Here is a 16548-nt window from a genome sequence, read left to right as displayed (position 1 = left end):
CGTGTCAGCCGCAGCGCGCGTCGGTGATCGTGCCGTCCTTGTCGACGTGCAGGTTCAGCCGGTCGACGCGGAAGTCCATCGTCACCGCCGAGCCGGGCTCGATCCAGCGGATACGCTTGGCGCCGGAGCGGGCGAGGGCGTCGGCTTCGATGGCGGGCGAGCGCGGCTTGCCCTTGAGGTCCAGCACGCGGTTGGCGTCGCATTCCACCATGGCGGGCAGCGGGTCGGCCTTCCTCTGCTGCGCGCATCCGGCTGCGGCGCCGGCGAGCGCGAGGAAGACGATAGCGCGCATCACGCCGGGTCTTCCGTGCGGCTCATCTTGAGCTTGCCGTTGCGCACCGCAAAACCGAGCTGGCCCTCGACCAGCGCCAGCGCGTCGCGGCCGAACTGCTCATAGCGCCAGCCCTCCAGGATCGGCAGGTCCTTGCGAACCCCGGAGGCGAGCGCCTCCAGATCCTCCGAACGGGCAAGCAGGCGCGGGGCGACGTTCACTTCCTTGGCGCGGATCTTGAGCAGCAGCTTCAGCAGATCGGCGACCAGCGCACCGTCCTTGCCGAGCGACGGCTTGCGCTCCTCGCGGCCGGGCATCTCGTCGGCCGGCATCGGCTTCGACTCGGCTATGGCCGCCATCATCCGCCCGCCGATATCGTTGCCCGCCCAGGCGGCGGAAAGACCGCGCACCTTGGCGAGATCGGCCTGCTTGCGCGGCGGGTTGGCGGCGATGTCGGCCAGCGTCTCGTCCTTGACGATGCGGCCGCGCGGCAGATCCTTGCCCTGCGCCTCCAGCTCGCGCCAGCGGGCCAGCGCCTTGAGGCGGCCGAGCACCTCGGGCTTGCGACTGTTGATGCGGACGCGCTGCCACACCTGGTCGGGATCGTTGCGATAGTTCTCGGGGTCGCTGATCCGCTCCATCTCCTGGTCGAGCCATACGCCGCGGCCGGACTTGCGCAGCTTTTCCAGCATCTTGGGGAAGATCGCGGAGAGGTGGGTGACGTCGGCGATGGCATAGTCGATCTGGCGCTTGTCGAGCGGGCGGCGCGCCCAGTCGGTGAAGCGGGCGCCCTTGTCGACGACGATGCCGAGATAGGTATCGACGAGGTTGGAATAGCCGATCTGCTCGCCCTGGCCGAGTGCCATCGCGGCGACCTGGGTGTCGAACATAGGGTGCGGCGTCTTGCCGGTGAGGTTGTAGACGATTTCGATGTCCTGGCCGCCGGCGTGGAAGACCTTCAGCACGTCCTCGTTGTTCGTCATCAGCTCGAGCAGGGGGCCCATGTCGAGCCCGGGGGCCATCGGATCGATCGCCGCGGCCTCCTTGTCGTTGGCCACCTGGATGAGGCAAAGCTCGGGCCAGTAGCTGTTTTCGCGCATGAACTCGGTGTCGACCGTGATGAAGTCGGACTGCGCGAGGCGTTTGCAGAGATCGGCGAGGGTGACGCTGTCTTCGATCAGACCATGAATATGCATCCGAAGCCCATATACCGGTCTTCGGGTTGACAAAAGTGGGGTGTGACCGGAATGCGCGCGGTCATAGTGTTTCAATATCGTCGCGCCGGCCCGTTCCGGCACCGCCTGCCCTGGCGGGGATGACGACAAGGTGAGAAGATCAGCCACATGCACGCCTATCGCACCCACACCTGCGCCCAGCTCCGCTCTGCGGACGTGGGGCAAACCGTCCGCCTGTCGGGCTGGGTGCACCGCAAGCGCGACCATGGCGACCTGGTGTTCGTCGACCTGCGCGATCATTACGGGATCACCCAGATCGTCACCGACGCGAGCGGCCCGGCCTTCGAGGCGATCGAGTCGCTGCGCTCCGAATCGGTGATCACGGTCACCGGCACCGTCGTCGCCCGCGATGCCAGCGTGGTGAACCCGAACCTGCCGACCGGCGAGATCGAGGTCCGCGCGGCGGAAGTGACCGTCCAGTCCGCCGCCGCGGACCTGCCGATGCCGGTGTTCGGCGACCAGGAATATCCGGAAGAGATCCGCCTGCGGAACCGCTATCTCGATCTCCGCCGCGAGAAGGTCCACAAGAACATCCTGCTGCGCTCGAACGTGATCGCGTCGCTCCGCCGCCGGATGATCGATCAGGGCTTCACCGAGTTCCAGACGCCGATCCTCACCGCGTCGAGCCCCGAGGGCGCGCGCGACTATCTCGTCCCCAGCCGCGTCCACCCGGGCAAGTTCTATGCGCTCCCGCAGGCGCCGCAGATGTTCAAGCAGCTGCTGATGGTCGCGGGCTTCGACCGTTACTTCCAGATCGCGCCTTGCTTCCGCGACGAGGATGCCCGCGCCGATCGCAGCCCCGGCGAATTCTACCAGCTCGATTTCGAGATGAGCTTCGTGACGCAGGACGACGTGTTCGCCGCGATCGAGCCGGTGCTGCACGGCGTATTCGAGGAATTCGCCGACTGGGAGGGCATGGGCCGCACCGTCAGCGCGCTGCCGTTCAAGCGCATCCCGTACCGCGAATCGATGCTGAAATACGGCAACGACAAGCCGGACCTGCGCAACCCGCTGGTGATCACCGACGTGTCGGACTTCTTCAAGGGCTCGGGCTTCGGCCGATTCGCCTCGATCGTCGAGGGCGGCGACGTCGTCCGCGCGATCCCGGCACCGGGCACGCATGAGAAGAGCCGCAAGTTCTTCGACGACATGAACAGCTGGGCGCAGTCGGAAGGCTTCCCCGGCCTCGGCTATGCGACGCAGAAGGACGGCGTGTTCGGCGGTCCGATCGCCAACAACCATGGCCAGGACGGCATGAAGGCGATGGCGGAAGCCATGGGCCTGGGCCCGAACGACGGCATCTTCTTCGCCGCCGGCAAGGAAGCGCAGGCGGCCAAGCTCGCTGGCCTCGCGCGCACCCGCGCCGCCGACCAGCTCGAGTTGATCGACAAGAAGCGCTTCGAGTTCTGCTGGATCGTCGACTTCCCGATGTTCGAATATGACGAGGACGCGAAGAAGGTCGATTTCAGCCACAACCCCTTCTCGATGCCGCAGGGTGAGCTGGAAGCGCTGGAGACCAAGGATCCGCTCGACATCCTCGCCTATCAGTATGACATCGTCTGCAACGGCATCGAGCTGTCCTCGGGCGCGATCCGGAACCACAAGCCCGAGATCATGTACAAGGCGTTCGAGATCGCCGGCTATACGCAGGCCGATGTCGACACGAACTTCGCGGGCATGATCAACGCCTTCAAGTTCGGCGCGCCGCCGCATGGCGGCTCGGCCCCGGGTGTCGACCGCATCGTGATGCTGCTCGCCGACGAGCCGAACATCCGCGAGGTGATCGCCTTCCCGATGACGCAGAAGGCCGAGGACCTGATGATGCACGCGCCCTCGGCGGTCAGCGACAAGCAGCTCAAGGAACTGCACATCCGCCTGGCGCCGGGCGTCGACGGCCCCAAGGCCGGCTGAGCGGATGCCGGCGGTCATGCGCGTCGCGGTGTTCAACACCAAGGCCTATGACCGCCGCTTCCTGGCCGAAGCCAATGCGCGCTTCGGCCACGACCTGACCTTCCTCGAGCCCCGCCTCGACGTCCTGACCGCCCCGCTGGCGGCCGGGCATCAGGCGGTGTGCGTGTTCGTCAACGACGGCGTCGATGCGGCGGTGCTCGACGTGCTGGCCAGGGCGGGCGTCCGGCTGGTGGCGCTGCGCTGTGCGGGCTTCAACAATGTCGATCTCGCCGCGGCCGAGCGGCTGGGCATCGCGGTGGTGCGCGTGCCCGCCTATTCGCCGCACGCGGTTGCCGAGTTCACCATCGGGCTGCTGCTCGCGGTGGACCGCCAGATCCCGCGCGCCTGGGCACGGGTGCGCGAAAACAACTTCGCGCTCGACGGGCTGATCGGCCGCAACCTCCATGGCCGCACCGTCGGCGTGATCGGCACCGGCAAGATCGGCGCGCTGGTCGCCCGGGCCCTGTGCGCCGGCTTCGGCTGCACCGTGCTGGCGAGCGATCTCCACGCCGATCCCGCACTGGAGGCGATCGGTGTGCGCTACGTGCCGCGCGAGGAACTGCTGCGCACCGCCGAGATCCTCACGCTGCATTGCCCGCTCACCCCCGACACCCATCGGCTGATCAACGCGCAGGTGATCGCCGAGGCGCGCGACGGGCTGGTGATCGTCAACACCAGCCGCGGCGCGCTGATCGATACGGCCGCGCTGATCGAGGGGCTCAAGGCGCGCAAGATCCGCGCCGTCGCGCTCGACGTGTACGAGCAGGAGGCGGACCTGTTCTTTGAGGATCTCTCGAACGAGATCATCGGCGACGACCAGTTCCAGCGGCTGCTCACCTTTCCCAACGTGCTGGTCACCGGCCACCAGGCGTTCCTCACCGAGGAAGCGCTGTCGGCGATCGCCGAGACGACGCTGTCCAGCATCGCCGACTTTGCGGAAGGCAAGCCCCTCGCCAACCGCGTCGATGCAGCCTTGATCGCGCCACCGCGTTGAGCCGCCCTATGACGATCGACCTTTCGAACTATGAAGACGGTCTAGCGCTCGACGGCGACTATGAGACCGAACTCGCCAGGCTGCAGAAGCGGCTGAGCCATATCCAGACCGCGCACATCATCCACAAGCGCCGCGCGATCGTGGCGTTCGAAGGGTGGGACGCGGCGGGGAAGGGCGGGGTCATCAAGCGCCTCACCGCCGAATGGGACCCCCGCTATTACGAGGTCTGGCCGATCGCCGCGCCGACCGAGGAGGAGCTGTCGCACCACTTCCTCTGGCGCTTCTGGCAGCGGCTGCCGGCACAGCATCAGATCGGGGTGTTCGATCGGACCTGGTACGGCCGGGTGCTGGTCGAGCGCGTCGAGGGCTATGCCAGCGAGGCAGAGTGGCGGCGCGGCTATGCCGAGATCAACGATTTCGAGGCGCAGCAGGTCGAGAACGGCGCGACGCTGGTCAAGATCTTCCTCCACGTGACGCAGAAGACCCAGGACAAGCGGCTGCGTGACCGACTGACCCATCCGTGGAAGCGCTGGAAAACCGGCACGGACGATTTCCGCAACCGTTCGCGTCGGGCGGATTATCTCGACGCGATGCACGAGATGTTCCACGAAACCGACACCCCGCACGCGCGCTGGACCGTGATCGACGGCAACCACAAGAAGGCCGCGCGAATTGCCGCGTTGACCGCGATCGCCGAGCAGCTGGAAAAGCATGTGCCGATGGTGCCGCCGGAGCTCGATCCGGCAGTGGTGAAGGTCGCGACCGAGGCGCTGGGGAAGTTCTAAACCTAAACTCCTCCCCGTGCCGGGGAGGAGTTTATAAGGTCACGCCGCCGCGAACGTCTCGTCTTCGCCCATCACGTGCAGCACGCCGTCGGCGATGGCGAAATAGGCGCCGTGGATGGTCAGCTCGCCCGACGCCTCATGCTCGGCGACGAACGGGAAGGTCCGCAGGTTGCGGATCGAGACGCGGACCGTTTCCTGCTCCATCGCGCGAACGGCCTCGGGGCCGTCGCCATATTCCGCCCGAATCTTGTCCCGGGCCTCGTCCAGCATGTCGACCCAGTGGGCGATGAAGCCGCCTTCGCCCTGTTCGGCATCGGCGAAGCGCTGGGTGAGCGCCGCATGCGCGCCGCCACAGGCGCCATGGCCCATCACCACGATCTCCTGCACCTTGAGCTGCGTCACCGCGAACTCCAGCGCGGCCGAGACGCCGTGGCGACCGCCATCGGTCTCGTACGGCGGCACGAGGTTGGCGACGTTGCGCACGACGAAGATCTCGCCCGGCGAGGTATCGAAGATCTGCGCGGGGTCGACTCGGCTGTCGGAGCAGGCGATCACCATCACCTTCGGGCTCTGGCCCTCGGAAAGCTCGGCCCAGCGCGCGCGCTGGCTGCTCCAGCCGTCGGTGCGGAAGCGGTGGTAGCCACCGATCAGTTCTTGAAATCCTGCCATGTCCGTCGCCTACTCATCCTTGTGGGGATTGTCGACGCCGCGAACGCGCGGCGCCAGCTTACGCTCCTTGCACCTTGATGCGCAATTTCCGGGGCTGGCGAAACGCGTCCGGGCGCTCTATCTGCCCCCCATGAACGAGCAGACTCCGCTGGCCCGGCCCGAACGCCTCCGCAAGCCCGACTGGATCCGCGTCAAGGCGCCCACGTCCGAAGGGTTCGCCAAGACCCGTGCGCTGATGCGCTCGAAAAACCTCACCACCGTGTGCGAAGAGGCCGCCTGTCCGAACATCGGCGAGTGCTGGACCAAGAAACACGCCACCGTGATGATCCTGGGCGACGTCTGCACGCGCGCTTGCCGCTTCTGCAACGTCAAGACCGGCATGCCCCGCAAGGTCGACCCGCTGGAGCCGCAGCACGTCGCCGAGGCGGCGGTGCAGATGGGGCTGGAGCACATCGTCATCACCTCCGTGGACCGTGACGATCTGCCGGACGGCGGCTCCCACCAGTTCGTCAAGGTGATCGAGGCGATCCGCAAGGCGAGCCCCACCACCACGATCGAAATCCTCACGCCCGATTTCCGCAACAAGCACGAAGCCGCCGTCGAGGCGATCGTCGCGGCGCGGCCGGACGTGTACAACCACAATCTGGAAACCGTCCCCAGGCTCTATCCGATGATCCGCCCCGGCGCGCGCTATTACGCCTCGCTGCGGCTGCTGGAGATGGTCAAGAAGCTCGATCCGTCGATCTTCACCAAGTCGGGCATCATGCTGGGGCTGGGCGAGCAGCGGCTGGAAGTTCACCAGGTGATGGACGACATGCGCTCGGCCGACATCGATTTCCTGACGATGGGCCAGTATCTCCAGCCGACGCCGAAGCACGCCAAGGTGGAGGAGTTCGTGACCCCGCAGGCGTTCCAGGCATATGGCGCGATCGCGCGGGCCAAGGGCTTCCTCCAGGTCGCCTCGTCGCCGCTGACGCGTTCCAGCTATCACGCCGGCGAGGATTTCGCCGAGATGCGCGCGGCCCGCGAGGCCAAGCTGGCGAAGGCGAGCGCCAAGGCCTGATGCCCAAGCACAGCGAAACCCGGCACCTTCCCTATACGCCGGAACAGATGTTCGATCTGGTAGCGGACGTGGGCCGCTACCCCGAGTTCCTGCCCTGGGTGAGCGCGATGCGCGTGCGCTCGTCGAGCGACACCCAGGTGGTCGCGGACATGATCGTCGGCTTCAAGGGGCTGCGCGAGACGTTCACCTCGCGCGTCACCAAGGCGCGGCCGGATACCGTCCATGTCGAATATGTCGATGGGCCGCTCAAGCATCTGTCGAACGACTGGAAGTTCCGGCCGGACGGGCAGGGCGGGTGTTACGTCGATTTCTGCGTCGACTTCGCGTTCAAGAACCGGGTGTTCGAGATGCTGGCCGGCCAGGTATTCGACCGCGCGCTCCGCAAGATGATCGGAGCATTCGAAGAGCGCGCGGCGAAGCTTTATGCGGCTTCGGGTTCCTCGACCGGCGCTGCCGGCGACGGCATCAACAAGTCGAGCGCGCACAACGCCGCCTGAAGGCGGATGCCGCCGCGGCCATTGTCCTCGAAATGGCGCGCGTCGGCGACGACGTGCTTGGGATCGGCGCCGCGAATCGCCTGGGCGAAGACGACGGTGCCGACCGGCTTGTTCTCGGTAGCGCCGCCCGGGCCGGCAATGCCGGTGATCGCCACCGCGACATCAGCCTTGGTGCGCTCCAGCACGCCCTGCGCCATGCTCCAGGCGACCGCGATCGAAACCGCGCCGAAGGTTTCGAGCACGTCGAGGCTCACCTTCAGCACGTCCATCTTGGCGTCGTTGGAATAGGTGACGAACCCGGCGTCGAAGACGTCGGACGAACCCGGCAGCTCGGTAAGCGCGGCGGAGACGAGGCCGCCGGTGCAGCTTTCGGCAACGGCGACGCGGCGACCGGCAAGACGGTTTGCGTCAATGACCTTGCGCGCGGCTTCTACGAGTTCGGTGGGAAGAATCGTGTCCATAGCGGCGCCCCCTTGCCACCGGTTGATCGGTTGTACGAGTCAGTTCCTTGCAGGCACGCGTACCGTCGCCACAGCCTGCGCCGCCATCCCCTCGCCGCGACCGGTGAATCCCAGGCGTTCGGTGGTCGTCGCCTTCACGCTGACCTGTCCCGGATCGAGACCCAGGATCGCCGCGATCGAGGCGCGGATCGCCTCGCGATGGGGGCCGATCTTGGGCGCCTCGCAGATCAGCGTCACGTCGATGAAATCGAGGATGCCGCCCTCGGCCGCAACCAGCGAGGCTGCATGTTCGAGAAAGCGGGCCGAGGCCGCCCCGCGCCATTGCGGGTCGCTCGGCGGGAAATGCATGCCGATATCGCCCGCGCCGATCGTGCCGAGCAGCGCATCGGTAATCGCGTGGAGCGCCACGTCGGCGTCGCTATGGCCGGACAGGCCCTTGCTGTGGGGAATGCGCACGCCGCCGAGCCACAATGCCTCGCCCTCGGCGAAGCGGTGGACGTCATAGCCGGTGGCGGTGCGGACGCGCATCGCGGCGGCAAGGCGCGTTTCGGCAGTGGCAAAATCGGCGGGGTGGGTGATCTTTTCGAGCATGGGGTCTCCGGGGACGAGCGCCACCTGGTGGCCTATCGCGCGCAGCATCTGGGCGTCGTCGGTCGCCTCCTGCCCGGCGGGCCAGCGGCGATGCGCGTCGAGAATGGCGTCGAAGGCGAAGGCCTGGGGGGTCTGGACGCGGTACAGCGCGTCGCGGGCGACGGTGTCCCCGATCAGCGCACCTTCGCCGCGCACCAGTGTATCGGCGACGGGGAGGGCGGGGATCGCCCCGCCCGATGCATCGAGGCTGGCCAGCAGGTCATCGATCACCCGAGCGGGCAGGAAAGGGCGGGCGGCGTCGTGGATCAGGACGTGCGTGAAGTTGCCGGCGAGCAGCGCCTCCAGCCCGCTCCGCACCGACTCGCGCCGCGTGGCGCCGCCGGTGACGAACGGCGTGGTGCCCAAGGCGGCTTCGAGCAGCGCCTCCTGTCCTTTGCCGATCACGGTGAGCACCGCATCGATCTTCGGATGGCTACTGAGCGCCTGGTGCGCATGGGCGAGCAGCGGTTTGCCGCCCAGCAGTGCATATTGTTTGGGCACGCTGCCCCCGGCGCGGGTGCCGCTGCCGGCGGCGACGAGGATGGCGGCGGTCCTGAAGACAGTCATCGCTGCCGCCTAGCGAAGTTTGCAGACCGGCGGTAGGGCCCCGCGGAGCGCGCAACGCTATGTCACGGCGGCGCGGATTTCTGCGACCTTGCCCTTCCGTGCCCGCATCGCTACATCGCGTGCCTGATTTTCAGGCAGAATTGATGAGCGAACTCGCCCCCATCCAGATCGGCCCCGTGCGGGTCGAAGCCCCGGTGCTGCTTGCGCCGATGACCGGCGTGACCGACCTGCCGTTCCGGCGGGCAGTGCGGCGCTTCGGCTCGGGCCTCAACGTCACCGAGATGATCGCCAGCGCCGCCGCGATCCGCGAGACGCGGCAATCGGTGCAGAAGGCGGCCTGGGACCCGATCGAGGAGCCGGTGTCGATGCAGCTGGTCGGCTGCACGCCGCACGAAATGGCCGAGGCGGCCAAGCTCAACGAGGATCGCGGTGCCGCGATCATCGACATCAACATGGGCTGCCCCGTCCGCAAGGTCACCAACGGCGACGCCGGCTCGGCGCTGATGCGCGACCTGGACCATGCCGGCGCGATCATCCGCGCCTGCGTCGATGCGGTGCGCGCGCCGGTTACCGTCAAGATGCGGATGGGCTGGGACCATGACAGCCTCAACGCCCCCGACCTTGCCCGCATCGCGCAGGATCTCGGCGCCAAGCTGGTGACGGTCCATGGCCGCACTCGTAACCAGATGTACCGCGGCAGCGCGGACTGGAGCTTCGTGCGGCGGGTGAAGGACGCGGTGTCGATCCCGGTGATCGTCAACGGCGACATCTGCTCGGTGGCCGACGCCCGCGAGGCGCTGGCGCAATCGGGCGCGGACGGCGTGATGATCGGTCGCGGCGCCTATGGCAAGCCGTGGATCCTCCGCCAGGTGATGGACGCGCTGACCGGCAAGGGCGACAAGCCCGAGCCCTCGATCGAAGAACAATATCGCGTGCTTACCGAGCATTATGTCGAAACTCTCGCCCATTACGGCAACGAGGTCGGCGTCAACATGATGCGCAAGCATCTCGGCTGGTACACCAAGGGGCTGCACGGCTCGGCCGAGTTCCGGAACAAGGTGAACCAGGTCGTCGATCCGGTGAAGGTGCTCGACATGCTGGCGGAGTTCTACGAGCCGTGGCTCTCCCGCGCGGCGGCCTGAAGCGGTTCCGCCCGCAAACCGCCGAAGGACCCAGTTTCGCCGAGCTGTTCGGCGCGCTGCCGGTGGCGGTGCTCGTGCTCGATCCGGACGGGCGCATCGCCCATGCCAACCCGGCGTGCGAGGTGCTGCTCAACCATAGCGAGACCAGCATGGTCGGCCAGCCCTATGACGCGGTGCTGCTGCCGCCCGAGGATTATGCCGGCCGCCGCGACGGGCGCGGTTTCGCGGCGTTCGACGCCGAGATCGAGGCGGTCCGCGGCACAAGGCTGCGCGTCGACTTCCTGGAAAGCCAGGTGCCCGATCATCCCGGCTGGCGGATCGTGACGCTCCACCACGCCCCCCAGGCACGCAAGATGGGCCATGGGCTCGATCGAACCGCCGGTGCGCGTGCGGCGATCGGCGCGGCGGCCATGCTGGGGCACGAGATCAAGAACCCGCTCTCCGGCATCCGGGGGGCGGCGCAGCTGCTCCAGAGCGGCGGCGATCCCGAGAGCAACGGCGAACTCACCCGGCTGATCACCACGGAAGTGGATCGCATCGCTGCCCTGATCGATCGGATGCAGGATTTCACCGATACCCGGCCGCTCGACTTGGTGCCGACCAACATCTACCCGCTGCTCGACCATGGCCGCCGCGTCGCGCTGGCCGGGTTCGCGCGCGGGATCGTCATCGAGGAATGGTTCGATCCGTCGCTGCCGCCGGTGCTGGTCGATCGCGACGCGTTCGTCCAGGTGCTGATCAACCTGCTCAAGAATGCGGCCGAGGCGCTGAAGGGCTTGGCGCAACCGCGGATCATTCTGTCGACGGCGTTCCGCCACGGCATGTCGGTCAATGCCGGCCCCGGCCAGCCGCGCCGGCCGCTGCCGATCGAGATCTGCGTAATGGACAATGGGCCCGGCGCCCCGGCCGACATCGCCGAGCATCTGTTCGAGCCGTTCGTCTCGGGCAAGCCGGAGGGCAAGGGGCTGGGGCTCCCCCTCGTCGAGAAACTGGTGCGGGACATGGGCGGCATCGTCCAATATGCCCGCGAACGCGAACCGGAGGTAACGGTGTTCCGCATCCTGCTGCCGCGAGCCGTGGCATGACGCCCGGCTCTGTTCTGGTCGTCGACGACGACGCCGCGATCCGCACCGTGGTCGCCGCCGCGCTCAAGCGCGAGGGGCACCGCGTCGCCACCGCCGCCAGCGTCGCCGAGCTGCGGCGGGCGCTCACCACCGGCCTGCCCGACGTGCTGGTCACCGACGTGGTGCTGCCCGACGGGAACGGGCTCGACGTCGTCTCGGGCCTCATGGCCGAGCATCCGACGCTGCCGGTGATCGTCTTCTCGGCGCAGAACACGCTCGCCACCGCCGTCCGCGCGACCGAAGTCGGCGCGTTCGACTATCTGCCCAAGCCGTTCGACCTCGATGCGCTGACCCATGCCGTGCAGAGCGCGATGGCGCGCGGCCGGCGTCGCCCGGCGGACCAGCCCGATGCCGAGCAGGGCGGCGGGCCTTCGCTGATCGGCCGCTCGCCGGCGATGCAGGAGGTGTACCGGGTAATTGCCCGCGTCGTCTCCAACGATCTCACCGTGCTGATCAGCGGCGAATCGGGCACCGGCAAGGAACTGGTCGCCAAGGCGATACACGACCTCGGGCCGCGTCGCCGCGCGCCGTTCGTCGCGCTCAACATGGCCGCCATTCCGCGCGAGCTGATCGAGGCCGAACTGTTCGGCCACGAACGCGGCGCCTTTACCGGTGCGCAGGCGCGGGTGGCCGGCAAGTTCGAGCAGGCGGCCGGCGGCACGCTGTTCCTCGACGAGATCGGCGACATGCCGATGGACGCCCAGACGCGATTGCTGCGCGTGCTCCAGTCCGGCGAGTTCACCACCGTCGGCGGCGCCCGGACGATCCGCGCGGACGTCCGCATCGTGGCTGCGACCAACAAGGATCTGGCGCAGCTGGTCCAGGCCGGCCAGTTCCGCGAGGACCTGTTCTACCGGCTGAACGTCGTGCCGATCAGTCTGCCGGCGCTGCGTGAACGCCGCCAGGACATCCCGCTGCTCGCCCGCCACTTCCTCGATCGTGCCGTCGAGGACGGGTTGCCGCGCAAGCAGCTCGACAAGGATGCGGTGGCGCTGCTCGAGACGCTCGACTGGCCCGGCAATGTCCGCGAGCTCGAAAACCTGATGCGCCGTATCGCCGCGCTGTCCCGCGACGAGTGGATCGACGCCGCTGCCCTTCGCCGTGCGCTGGGCGAAGGCGGCGGGACCACGCCCGTGGCGGGCGATGCGGGGATCGAGGCGGCCATCCGGGCGCGCCTCGAGCGGATCGCGCTGGAGGAGCCGCGTGCACTGGACGACGGCACGCTCTACGATCGCATCATCGGCGAAGTCGAGCGCCCGCTGATCGAGATGATGCTGGCACGCCACCAGCAGAACCAGCTCCGTGCGGCCCGCGCCCTGGGCATCAATCGCAACACGCTGCGCAAGCGCTTGGATACGCTGGGAATAGCGGCACGCGGAGACGAAAACGCCAGCTGAGACACCCGATATGCGCCGGATCGATGCATTGGAGTGACAATCCGGCAATATTATGTGTTCTTTTGGCCACAATCCCTGTGTATCAAGGGGGCAATGGTCGCCGTAGCTCCAACGAGTCTCGATAGCCCGCAGGATTGGTCGCGCCCCAGCAGGGCGTTTCGGCTGATTGAATTCTTTGTGCTGGCGCTGGCCATCGCAACCCCCATCGTAACCTACTGGTTCGTTCGGCAGCACTCGCACCAGCAGCTGTTCAGCCCCGGCGTCGCCGCGGCGCTGCTGCTCGTCAATCTGCTGCCCTATGTTGCGCTGATCGTGCTGATCGGGCGCAGGATCGCGCTGACGCGGACGGCGCGTTCGGCGCTGGCGGGCGGCGGACGGCTGCACGTGCGCCTCGTCGCGGTGTTCTCGCTGATGGCCAGCGTGCCGATCGTGCTGGCGGTGATCGCGGCGTCGATCATGTTCCAGTCGGGCGTTCAGCTCTGGGGATCGGAGCGCACGCGCAACGCGCTCAACTCCACCCAGGCGCTCGCCAACGAGGGCAAGGCGCTGGTGATCCAGCGCTGGCGGCGCGAGGCGCTTCAGATGGTGAGCGACATGCTCGAAACCGCGCCCAAGGTGCCCGAACGCTCGCCGCTGTTCGAGGACTGGTTCCTGCGCCAGACCTATTTCCGTCAGTTCTTCCAGTCGGTCTTGTTCCGCGTGGTCGACGGCAAGCGGGTAGACGCGCTTTATGCCTATGAGGCGCCGTCCGCGCCTACCTTCACGCGGCGTGTGTCGGGCAAGGTGCTGAACGTCCTGCGCAACGAGGACACCTACATCAACTATGACTCCGAGATGGTGTGGGTGGTGACGCCGGTCGATCGGTCGGCGAACCTGTTCCTCTATGTGGCGACGCCGAACAATGTCGATTTTCTCAACCGCCAGAACCTCGCGTCGGATCGGATCGGGCAGGAATATGCGGCGCTGATCGCACGCTCCCGATCGCTCCAGCTGCAGTTCAACGCTGTGCTGTTCGGCGTCGCACTGTTGATCGTCAGCATCGCGACGTGGATCGCGCTAGCGGTGGCGGACCGGCTGGTACGGCCGGTCGACCAACTCGTCCAGGCCGCCGGCCAGGTGGCGGACGGCGACCTCAGCGCGCGGGTGCCGACGCCGGATACGATCGACGAGATCGCCACGCTCGGCATCGCGTTCAACAGCATGACCGAGCGGCTGCAGGACCAGACCAACGCGCTCGTCACCGCCAACGCCCAGCTCGACAGCCGCCGCGCGCTGATCGAGGCGGTGATGTCCGGCGTTTCCGCAGGGGTGATCGCGATCGGCAGCGATCACCGCGTGCGTCTGATCAACGCCTCGGCCAACGCGCTGCTGCGCCATACGGCCGAGGACGCCGTCGGCCAGCCGCTCGGCGCGCTTGCTCCCGAGCTGGACGCGATGCTCGCCAGCGGCGACCGGGAGGGTATCGTACAGGTCGCCAGCGGTAGCGAGGCCCGGACGCTGGCGGTGAAGGTGACTTCGGACGAAGGCGGCCAGGTGCTGACCTTCGACGACATCACCCAGCAGCTGAACGACCAGCGCCGCGCCGCCTGGGCGGATGTCGCCCGCCGCATCGCACATGAGATCAAGAACCCGCTCACCCCGATCCAGCTCGCCGCCGAGCGGCTTCAGCGCCGCTATGGCAAGCAGGTCGACCAGAGCGACGGGGTTTTCGCGCGGCTTACCGAAACGATCGTGCGTCAGGTCGGCGATCTGCGGCGGATGGTCGACGAGTTCTCCTCGTTCGCGCGCATGCCGAAGCCGATGTTCCGCCGTGAGTCGCTGCTCGACATCGCGCGCCAGGCAATGTTCCTGCACGAAGTGGCGCACCCGGCGCTGCGGTTCACGCTCGACGCCCCTGATCCCGCGCCGTCGCTCGTGTGCGATCGTCGTCAGGTCGGCCAGGCGCTGACCAACGTCGTGAAGAACGCCGTGGAAGCGATCGAGGCGCGCAACGAGGCTGCCGGGCAGGGGGCGGCGCTGCCCCAGGGCGAGGTGCACCTCACCATCCAGCCCGAGGCCGACGACAAGCTGGTGCTGACCCTGGCCGACAATGGCGTCGGCCTGCCGGTCGAGCGCGACCGGATCGTCGAGCCCTATATGACGACGCGCAGCCGCGGCACCGGCCTGGGCCTCGCGATCGTGAAGAAGATCGTCGAGGAGCATTGCGGCACGATCAGCTTTGCCGATCGCCCGGGCGGCGGCACGTGCGTGACCCTGTGCTTCGACACCGCGATGCTCGCCGGCGTCGCGCTCACCGACATGCCGGACGACGCGAGGGACGCGCGACCGGCGATGCTCACCCGAACCGGAAGCAGAACATGAGCCTGGACATTCTCGTCGTCGACGACGAACGCGACATCCGCGAACTGGTAGCCGGCGTGCTGGAGGACGAGGGCTACGCCACCCGCAATGCCGCCGACAGCGACTCCGCGCTAGAGGCCATCGCCGAACGCCGGCCCAGCCTGGTGCTGCTCGACGTGTGGCTGCAGGGCTCGCGGCTGGACGGGCTGGAACTGCTCGACGAGATCAAGCGGCGCGACCCCTCGATCCCGGTGCTGGTGATCTCGGGGCACGGCAATCTCGATACTGCGGTGGCGGCAATCCGGCGCGGGGCCTCGGACTTCATCGAGAAACCGTTCGAGGCCGAGCGGCTGCTGCTGATGGTCGCCCGTGCGACCGAGACCGAGCGGCTGCGGCGCGAAGTCGCCTCGCTGCGCGCGGTGGCGGGGCGGGGGACCGACCTGCAGGGTACGTCGACCGCGATCAACACGGTCCGCGCCACGCTCAAGCGCGTCGCCTCCACCGGTAGCCGGGTGCTGATCACCGGCGGCGCGGGTGTCGGCAAGGAAGTCGCGGCGCGTCTGCTCCACGGCTGGAGCCAGCGCGCCGACGCACCGTTCGTGATCGTCAGTGCGGCGCGGATGACGCCCGATCGAGTGGAGGAGGAGCTGTTCGGCGTCGAGGAGAGCGGTGACCTCGTCCGCCCCGGCCTGCTGGAACAGGCGCATGGCGGGACGCTGTTCCTTGACGAGATCGCCGACATGCCGGTGGCGACCCAGGCCCGCATCCTGCGCGTGCTGACCGACCAGAGCTTCAGCCGCGTCGGCGGCACGCGGATCGTCAAGGTCGACGTGCGCGTGGTCTCCGCCACCGCGCGCGACCTGATGGCGGAGATCGCGGCCGGCCGCTTCCGCGAGGATCTCTACTACCGGCTCAACGTGGTGCCGGTGCCGATCCCGTCGCTCACCGATCGCCGCGAGGACATTCCCGCGCTGGTCGAGCATTATGTCGCGCATTACGCGTCCGAGCGCCGCGTGCCGACGCCCGAGATCGCCGCCGACGCGATGGTGGCGCTGCAGAGCTATGACTGGCCGGGCAATGTCCGCCAGCTGCGCAACGTGGTGGAGCGGACGGTGATCCTCGCGCCGGGCGATCGGATCGGCCGGATCGACGTCGACCTGCTGCCGCCGGACGTGCTCGGCCGGCAGAGCGACAGCGGCAGCGGCATGGCCTCCAGCGCGATCATGGGTGCCCCGCTGAAGGAGGCGCGCGAGAGCTTCGAGCGCGAATATCTGCGCGTGCAGATCCGCCGCTTCTCGGGCAACATCTCGCGCACCGCCAGCTTCATCGGCATGGAACGCTCGGCGCTGCACCGCAAGCTCAAGCTGCTCGGCATCACCGACGCGCGCGACGACTAAGCCACTATGGACGGAAAGGCCGGAAC

At 67.7% G+C, this 16548-nt stretch carries 15 protein-coding genes; 10 read left to right on the top strand and 5 right to left on the bottom strand.

The features are described from left to right. Nucleotides 1–4: 4 nt before the first annotated feature. Both SPI01S_RS03175 and rnd read right to left on the bottom strand, forming a co-directional pair. Nucleotides 5–292, bottom strand: a complete 288-nt coding sequence (locus SPI01S_RS03175; RefSeq protein ID WP_157084542.1) for an I78 family peptidase inhibitor — start codon at nt 290–292, stop codon at nt 5–7. Then, nucleotides 292–1467: a ribonuclease D gene (gene rnd, locus SPI01S_RS03170; protein ID WP_066718030.1), complete on the bottom strand. Its 1176-nt coding sequence runs from the start codon at nt 1465–1467 to the stop codon at nt 292–294. Before rnd ends, SPI01S_RS03175 begins: the two co-directional genes overlap by 1 nt. Nucleotides 1468–1614: 147 nt before the next feature. On the opposite strand from rnd, the gene aspS reads away from it, so the two are divergent. From aspS to SPI01S_RS03155, 3 genes are read left to right on the top strand one after another with little or no spacing between them, the layout of a single operon-like run. Further along, nucleotides 1615–3417: an aspartate--tRNA ligase gene (aspS, locus tag SPI01S_RS03165; RefSeq protein WP_066718027.1), complete on the top strand. Its 1803-nt coding sequence runs from the start codon at nt 1615–1617 to the stop codon at nt 3415–3417. 16 nt (nt 3418–3433) lie between these two features. Further along, on the top strand, nt 3434–4450 hold the full coding sequence (locus tag SPI01S_RS03160; RefSeq protein ID WP_066718024.1) for a 2-hydroxyacid dehydrogenase: 1017 nt from the start codon (nt 3434–3436) through the stop codon (nt 4448–4450). Between the two features lie 8 nt (nt 4451–4458). Then, nucleotides 4459–5235, top strand: coding sequence for a polyphosphate kinase 2 family protein (locus tag SPI01S_RS03155; RefSeq protein WP_066718021.1), 777 nt, complete (start codon nt 4459–4461; stop codon nt 5233–5235). A gap of 39 nt (nt 5236–5274) precedes the next feature. Here the strand turns inward: SPI01S_RS03155 and SPI01S_RS03150 are convergent, their stop codons facing one another. Beyond that, nucleotides 5275–5904, bottom strand: coding sequence for a carbonic anhydrase (locus SPI01S_RS03150; RefSeq protein WP_066718018.1), 630 nt, complete (start codon nt 5902–5904; stop codon nt 5275–5277). 130 nt (nt 5905–6034) lie between these two features. Here SPI01S_RS03150 and lipA point away from each other — a divergent pair, with 130 nt between their 5' ends. Together lipA and SPI01S_RS03140 are read left to right on the top strand one after the other, a co-directional pair. Beyond that, nucleotides 6035–6967, top strand: coding sequence for a lipoyl synthase (lipA, locus tag SPI01S_RS03145; protein WP_066718015.1), 933 nt, complete (start codon nt 6035–6037; stop codon nt 6965–6967). Beyond that, nucleotides 6967–7464: a type II toxin-antitoxin system RatA family toxin gene (locus tag SPI01S_RS03140; RefSeq protein WP_066718012.1), complete on the top strand. Its 498-nt coding sequence runs from the start codon at nt 6967–6969 to the stop codon at nt 7462–7464. Before lipA ends, SPI01S_RS03140 begins: the two co-directional genes overlap by 1 nt. On the opposite strand, the gene SPI01S_RS03135 is transcribed toward SPI01S_RS03140, so the two are convergent. Both SPI01S_RS03135 and SPI01S_RS03130 read right to left on the bottom strand, forming a co-directional pair. Next, nucleotides 7389–7925 (bottom strand): CinA family protein, encoded by a 537-nt coding sequence (locus SPI01S_RS03135; RefSeq protein WP_066718009.1) that lies wholly within the window; start codon nt 7923–7925, stop codon nt 7389–7391. The two genes, SPI01S_RS03140 and SPI01S_RS03135, sit on opposite strands and share 76 nt — an antisense overlap. Before the next feature lie 39 nt (nt 7926–7964). After that, nucleotides 7965–9122 carry a bifunctional 2-C-methyl-D-erythritol 4-phosphate cytidylyltransferase/2-C-methyl-D-erythritol 2,4-cyclodiphosphate synthase gene (locus SPI01S_RS03130; protein ID WP_066718006.1) on the bottom strand — a complete coding sequence of 386 codons (1158 nt, stop codon included), beginning with the start codon at nt 9120–9122 and terminating at the stop codon, nt 7965–7967. A 143-nt stretch (nt 9123–9265) separates the two neighbouring features. On the opposite strand from SPI01S_RS03130, the gene dusB reads away from it, so the two are divergent. From dusB to ntrX, 5 genes are all read left to right on the top strand, one after another. After that, nucleotides 9266–10264 carry a tRNA dihydrouridine synthase DusB gene (gene dusB, locus SPI01S_RS03125; RefSeq protein ID WP_066718004.1) on the top strand — a complete coding sequence of 333 codons (999 nt, stop codon included), beginning with the start codon at nt 9266–9268 and terminating at the stop codon, nt 10262–10264. Then, entirely contained in the window at nt 10240–11349 is a 1110-nt protein-coding gene (locus SPI01S_RS03120) for a two-component system sensor histidine kinase NtrB (protein WP_066717994.1), read from the top strand. Before dusB ends, SPI01S_RS03120 begins: the two co-directional genes overlap by 25 nt. Next, the gene (ntrC, locus tag SPI01S_RS03115; protein ID WP_066717991.1) at nt 11346–12785 is read left to right on the top strand and encodes a nitrogen regulation protein NR(I); all 1440 of its coding nucleotides are present in this window, start codon (nt 11346–11348) and stop codon (nt 12783–12785) included. The genes SPI01S_RS03120 and ntrC overlap by 4 nt, the downstream gene beginning before the upstream one ends. Nucleotides 12786–12878: 93 nt before the next feature. Continuing rightward, a complete protein-coding gene (locus tag SPI01S_RS03110) occupies nt 12879–15146 on the top strand; it encodes a sensor histidine kinase NtrY-like (protein ID WP_084253234.1) in 2268 nt (755 codons plus the stop codon). Further along, the gene (ntrX, locus tag SPI01S_RS03105; RefSeq protein WP_066717988.1) at nt 15143–16522 is read left to right on the top strand and encodes a nitrogen assimilation response regulator NtrX; all 1380 of its coding nucleotides are present in this window, start codon (nt 15143–15145) and stop codon (nt 16520–16522) included. Before SPI01S_RS03110 ends, ntrX begins: the two co-directional genes overlap by 4 nt. Nucleotides 16523–16548: the final 26 nt, after the last annotated feature.

This window comes from Sphingomonas pituitosa NBRC 102491, assembly GCF_001598435.1.
GTDB classification, from domain to species: Bacteria; Pseudomonadota; Alphaproteobacteria; order Sphingomonadales; family Sphingomonadaceae; genus Sphingomonas; species Sphingomonas pituitosa.
Note: the sequence above shows the minus strand (reverse complement) of the source record. Positions and strands in the feature narration are given on the sequence as shown.

Excerpts from the sequence above, each read along its gene's own strand:
- SPI01S_RS03110 (WP_084253234.1), top strand. The coding sequence starts at position 12,879 with ATGGTCGCCGTAGCTCCAACGAGTCTCGATAGCCCGCAGGATTGGTCG.
- SPI01S_RS03155 (WP_066718021.1), top strand. The coding sequence starts at position 4,459 with ATGACGATCGACCTTTCGAACTATGAAGACGGTCTAGCGCTCGACGGC.
- SPI01S_RS03135 (WP_066718009.1), bottom strand. The coding sequence starts at position 7,925 with ATGGACACGATTCTTCCCACCGAACTCGTAGAAGCCGCGCGCAAGGTC.
- lipA (WP_066718015.1), top strand. The coding sequence starts at position 6,035 with ATGAACGAGCAGACTCCGCTGGCCCGGCCCGAACGCCTCCGCAAGCCC.
- SPI01S_RS03130 (WP_066718006.1), bottom strand. The coding sequence starts at position 9,122 with ATGACTGTCTTCAGGACCGCCGCCATCCTCGTCGCCGCCGGCAGCGGC.
- SPI01S_RS03160 (WP_066718024.1), top strand. The coding sequence starts at position 3,434 with ATGCGCGTCGCGGTGTTCAACACCAAGGCCTATGACCGCCGCTTCCTG.
- ntrC (WP_066717991.1), top strand. The coding sequence starts at position 11,346 with ATGACGCCCGGCTCTGTTCTGGTCGTCGACGACGACGCCGCGATCCGC.
- SPI01S_RS03150 (WP_066718018.1), bottom strand. The coding sequence starts at position 5,904 with ATGGCAGGATTTCAAGAACTGATCGGTGGCTACCACCGCTTCCGCACC.
- rnd (WP_066718030.1), bottom strand. The coding sequence starts at position 1,467 with ATGCATATTCATGGTCTGATCGAAGACAGCGTCACCCTCGCCGATCTC.
- aspS (WP_066718027.1), top strand. The coding sequence starts at position 1,615 with ATGCACGCCTATCGCACCCACACCTGCGCCCAGCTCCGCTCTGCGGAC.
- dusB (WP_066718004.1), top strand. The coding sequence starts at position 9,266 with ATGAGCGAACTCGCCCCCATCCAGATCGGCCCCGTGCGGGTCGAAGCC.
- SPI01S_RS03140 (WP_066718012.1), top strand. The coding sequence starts at position 6,967 with ATGCCCAAGCACAGCGAAACCCGGCACCTTCCCTATACGCCGGAACAG.
- ntrX (WP_066717988.1), top strand. The coding sequence starts at position 15,143 with ATGAGCCTGGACATTCTCGTCGTCGACGACGAACGCGACATCCGCGAA.
- SPI01S_RS03175 (WP_157084542.1), bottom strand. The coding sequence starts at position 292 with ATGCGCGCTATCGTCTTCCTCGCGCTCGCCGGCGCCGCAGCCGGATGC.